We start from the raw sequence: 638 nt of genomic DNA on the forward strand, positions 1-638 counted from the left end.
AGCCGGATCGACGAACTCCTCCCCTGGAACTTCAATCCGTCAAGCTGAAACCGGCGTGGGGCCCAGCTCCCGCTTACTGTCCTTCGCACTATTTTTGAGATGGTCGTCCAGTGCTGTGTCGACGCCGGCTTGGTTGGAGGGACTGGTGCGCTGGTCGATGGCAGCACCGTCGAGGCCGATACCAACCGTTACAGGCGCGCTGCGCCCGCAGAGCTCGAGGCTACGTGGGCCGAAGCGGACGACGTCGCGCGACCCGTCCGCGCCTATCTCGATCAGCTGGACGCCGAGGCCGGCGTCGAGCGTGAAGGACCGGTGCACAAGCCGCCGAAGGTGATCTCGGAAACCGATCCGCAGGCGGCGTGGTCGACGAAGGACGGGCCCGGGCGCTTCAGCTACGAGACCAACTACCTGGTCGATGACCGGCACGCGATCATCGTGGACGTTGAGGCGACGCCTGCTCGGCTGAGCCAGGAGATCGTTGCGGCGAAGGCGATGCTCGAGCGGAGCAAGGCCAAGCTCGGATTTGCCCCGTCATCGCTGGCGGCGGATAAGAGCTACGGCTGTCAACGCCGACTGAATTTTCCTCAGAAGTGCCGAAGTAAAATTCCTCACTCTGGCGGGTCCGGTAATCAGCCGGG

1 pseudogene is annotated in these 638 nt (G+C 63.9%); it reads left to right on the forward strand.

What is annotated here, in order from left to right:
- Positions 1-99 precede the first annotated feature (99 nt).
- A pseudogene (locus tag Q1A87_RS23655) lies at positions 100-638 on the forward strand (IS5/IS1182 family transposase); the annotation flags it as partial.

The organism is uncultured Jannaschia sp., assembly GCF_947494055.1.
GTDB lineage: Bacteria > Pseudomonadota > Alphaproteobacteria > Rhodobacterales > Rhodobacteraceae > Jannaschia.